This is a genomic window from Mesorhizobium sp. M7A.F.Ca.CA.001.10.2.1 (assembly GCF_003998575.1).
In the GTDB taxonomy this organism is placed as follows: domain Bacteria; phylum Pseudomonadota; class Alphaproteobacteria; order Rhizobiales; family Rhizobiaceae; genus Mesorhizobium.
In genome coordinates this window covers 1-4,043 of record NZ_RZQY01000570.1, presented here as the reverse complement: position 1 = coordinate 4,043, position 4,043 = coordinate 1, and the positions used below count along the sequence as shown (strand labels likewise).

Genomic DNA, 4,043 nt, shown 5'->3' with positions numbered 1-4,043 from the left:
GCTCGAGACGCATGTTCATCGTGACGCGGCCGACGGCCGACAGATCGTAGCGCTCACTGTCGAAGAACAGCGAGTTGAACATGGCGTCGGCGGTTTCGAGCGTCGGCGGCTCGCCGGGGCGCATGACACGATAGATGTCGAACAGCGCGTCCTGGCGGCTCTCGTTCTTGTCGACGTTGAGCGTGTTGCGGATATAGGCGCCGACATTGACGTGGTCGATGTCGAGAACCTTGATCTCGTCTTCGCCGGTGCCGAGCAGAACCTTCAGCGTCTTCTCGTCGATCTCGTCGCCGGCCTCGAGGAAGATCTCGCCGGTGGCGTAGTTGACGATGTCCTCGGCCAGATAGTTACCGAGCAGGTCCTCGTCGGTGGCCTTGATCGCCTTCAGACCCTTTTCGCCAAGCGCCCTCGCCTGGCGGGCGGTGATCTTCTTGCCGGCTTCGACGACGACTTCGCCGGTATCGGCATCGACCAGGTCGCCGACGGCCTTGAGGCCGCGGAAACGCTCGACGTTGAACGGAATGCGCCAATGGTCGCCGGCGCGCTTGTAGGTGATCTTGTTGTAGAAGGTCGACAGGATCTCTTCGCCGTCCATACCGAGCGCCATCAGCAGCGACGTCACCGGAATCTTGCGGCGGCGATCGATGCGGGCGTGCACGACGTCCTTGGAATCGAACTCGATGTCGAGCCACGAGCCGCGATAGGGGATGACGCGCGCGGCAAACAGAAGCTTGCCCGACGAGTGCGACTTGCCCTTGTCATGGTCGAAGAAGACGCCCGGCGAGCGGTGCATCTGCGAGACGATGACGCGCTCGGTGCCGTTGACGATGAAGGTGCCGTTCAAGGTCATGAGCGGCATGTCGCCCATGTAGACGTCCTGCTCCTTGATGTCCTTGATGGACTTGGCGCCGGTATCCTCGTCGATATCGAACACGATGAGGCGCAGCGTCACCTTCAGCGGCGCGGCATAGGTGAGGTCGCGCTGACGGCATTCGTCAACGTCGAATTTCGGTCCTTCGAACTCGTACTTCACGAACTCCAGCATCGAGGAGCCGGAAAAATCGGAGATCGGGAAAACCGACTTGAAAACAGCCTGCAGTCCCTCGTCCGGACGCCCGCCCTTGGGCTCCGCCACCATCAGGAATTGATCATAGGATGCCTTCTGAACCTCGATGAGGTTCGGCATCTCCGCAACTTCCGGGATCTTTCCGAAGAACTTGCGTACGCGTCTGCGGCCATTGAAAGTCTGGGTCTGGGCCATCGTCGCTCCTTAGCTCTAAACTCGGGACGAGCCTCGCCGCGGCTCGCCTTGCATTCTGGGCCACCTTGGCGGCAACCCTCTGTCTGTTTTCCCGGCGCCTGTCGGCGGCCGGCTAGAACGGGAGAAAACCCGTTTCCTGAAGGCCGGTTTTCGGCCCTCAGGAAAGAGGTTCTCGTAGATCTCGCGTTACGCGTGCTCCCTCCGGGCGAAGGGAGTGGCGGACGGCGCGAGGCCGCCCGCCGCTTTCACGATTACTTCAGGTCGACCTTGGCGCCGGCTGCTTCCAGCTGGGCCTTGAACTTGTCAGCGTCGGCCTTGGAAACGCCTTCCTTGACCGGCTTCGGAGCCGCTTCGACCAGATCCTTGGCTTCCTTGAGGCCAAGACCGGTGATGGCGCGGACTTCCTTGATGACGTTGATCTTCTGAGCGCCTGCCTCGGTGAGGACGACGTCGAATTCCGTCTTTTCCTCGACCGGAGCAGCAGCGGCCGCACCACCGCCAGCGGCGGCAACAGCCACCGGAGCAGCGGCGGAAACGCCCCACTTTTCTTCCAGAAGCTTCGACAGCTCGGCCGCCTCGAGGACGGTCAGCTTCGAAAGGTCGTCTACGATCTTTGCGAGATCAGCCATTGTTGTGTTCCTTCATAAGGTTCGAACGTGTGTTTGTGATAGCGAGGAACGGCCTCATGCCGCCTCGTCCTTCCGGGCGTAAGCGCCGATGACGCGCGCGACCGAGGCCGCTGGCGCATTGACGATCTGGGCGATCCGGGTTGCCGGCGTGGCGATCATGCCAACCAGCCTGGCGCGCAGCTCATCGAGCGACGGAAGTGTGGCGAGTGCCTTCACACCGTCGGCATTGAGCGAGGTGGTGCCCATTGCGCCGCCGAGAATGACGAGCTTGTCATTTCCCTTGGCGAAATCGGACGCGACCTTCGGCGCCGCAATCGGATCCTCCGAATAAGCAATCAGCGTCTGTCCCTTGAACAGCTCGATGATCGATGCGGAGTCCGTGCCCTGAAGAGCGATTTTGGCGAGACGGTTCTTCGCGACTTTGACGGTGCCACCGGCGGCGCGCATTTTCGACCGAAGGTCGTTCATTTGCGCGACGGTGATACCGGCGTAGTGGGCCACGACCACTGAACCTGCGTTCGAGAACGCACCGTTCAGGCCCGTGACGAGTTCGCGTTTTTCCGCTCTGTCCACTGCCTATCTCCAGTTGACCCCAATCCTGTTAACGGGAACATCCCATTGACGAGGACAGGCGTCGGGTTGCCTTTTGTCGGCCGGGCCATCCAGTAACGGATCTCCCGAACGACGCTCGAGGATCCTGCCCCCTTTCGCCACATCGACGGTCAAGCCGGCGATGCGCAGACAAAAGGCAAACACGGTTCGAACCTTTCATTGGAGCAATCGCTCCGTTGTCCGGTCTTCACCCGTCTCATGCAGGCCCAAATCGAATTAAGGCTTCTGGGCCGCCTGCAATCTCGGACAGGATGTCCGGAAACCTCTCGGCTTCCGGTACCGGGCCGCCAACTAGGTCGGAGGCCCGGAATTCTTTGCAGATCAGCCGTTTACCGGCCGATCTCGATCAAAACTTATCAGGACGCGTTGAGCGTCGCGACGTCGAGCTTGAGGCCCGGGCCCATCGTCGAGGTGACCGACACCTTCTTGACGTAGTTGCCCTTGGCGCCAGTCGGCTTTGCCTTGGTCACCGCATCGGCGAAGGCGCGGATGTTCTCTTCCAGGGCCTTGACGTCGAACGACACCTTGCCGACGCCGGCATGGACGATGCCAGCCTTCTCGACACGGAACTCGACGGCGCCGCCCTTGGATGCCTTGACGGCGGCGGCAACGTCGGTGGTGACGGTGCCGACCTTCGGGTTCGGCATCATGCCGCGCGGGCCGAGCACTTTGCCCAGACGACCGACGAGCGGCATCATGTCCGGCGTGGCGATGCAGCGATCAAAATCGATCGTGCCCTTCTGGACGATGTCGACCAGATCCTCGGCACCGACGATGTCGGCGCCGGCGGCGCGCGCTTCGTCGGCCTTGTCGCCACGGGCGAACACGGCGACACGCACCGAGCGGCCGGTGCCGTTCGGCAGGTTGACCACGCCGCGGACCATCTGGTCGGCATGGCGCGGGTCGACGCCGAGGTTCATGGCGACTTCGATGGTCTCATCGAACTTCACCGAGGAACGGTCCTTGAGCAGCTTCAGCGCATCGCCCAGGGCATAAGCCTTGTTGGGATCGATGCCTTCGCGGGTCTTCGATACGCGCTTTGCAATCTTTGCCATGATCTTAGCCCACCACTTCCAGACCCATCGAGCGGGCGGAGCCCTCGACCATGCGCATGGCCGCTTCGACGTCGTTTGCGTTCAGGTCTTTCATCTTCGCGGTGGCAATCTCGCGGACCTTGTCACGCGAAACCGTACCGGCCTTGACCTTGCCCGGCTCCTTGGAACCGGACGTCAGGTTCGCCGCCTTCTTCAGGAAGTAGCTCACCGGCGCCGTCTTCATGACGAAGGTGAAGGACTTGTCCTGATAGTAGGTGATGACGACCGGAACCGGCGATCCCTTTTCCATTTCCTGGGTCTGCGCGTTGAACGCCTTGCAGAATTCCATGATGTTGATGCCACGCTGACCAAGCGCCGGGCCGATCGGGGGAGACGGCGTCGCCGATCCCGCTTTCACCTGGAGCTTGAGCTGGCCTGCAATTTTCTTAGCCATCTCTTTTCCTGCCTTTGTCTATGCCGGTCATGCCGGCGGTTGCAGTCTGGTGG

General features: G+C 61.6%; 4 protein-coding genes and 1 pseudogene. All 5 read right to left on the bottom strand.

What is annotated here, in order from left to right; genetic code table 11:
* Positions 1-1,261: pseudogene (locus EN964_RS27465) on the bottom strand (DNA-directed RNA polymerase subunit beta); the annotation flags it as partial.
* A 251-nt stretch (positions 1,262-1,512) separates the two neighbouring features.
* The gene (gene rplL, locus EN964_RS27460) at positions 1,513-1,890 is read right to left on the bottom strand and encodes a 50S ribosomal protein L7/L12 (RefSeq protein ID WP_023762907.1); all 378 of its coding nucleotides are present in this window, start codon (positions 1,888-1,890) and stop codon (positions 1,513-1,515) included.
* A gap of 54 nt (positions 1,891-1,944) precedes the next feature.
* Positions 1,945-2,463 (bottom strand): 50S ribosomal protein L10, encoded by a 519-nt coding sequence (gene rplJ, locus EN964_RS27455; RefSeq protein WP_013531412.1) that lies wholly within the window; start codon positions 2,461-2,463, stop codon positions 1,945-1,947.
* Positions 2,464-2,858: 395 nt separating this feature from the next.
* A complete protein-coding gene (rplA, locus tag EN964_RS27450; RefSeq protein WP_013531411.1) occupies positions 2,859-3,557 on the bottom strand; it encodes a 50S ribosomal protein L1 in 699 nt (232 codons plus the stop codon).
* Positions 3,558-3,561: 4 nt separating this feature from the next.
* The gene (rplK, locus tag EN964_RS27445; RefSeq protein ID WP_013531410.1) at positions 3,562-3,990 is read right to left on the bottom strand and encodes a 50S ribosomal protein L11; all 429 of its coding nucleotides are present in this window, start codon (positions 3,988-3,990) and stop codon (positions 3,562-3,564) included.
* Positions 3,991-4,043 lie beyond the last annotated feature (53 nt).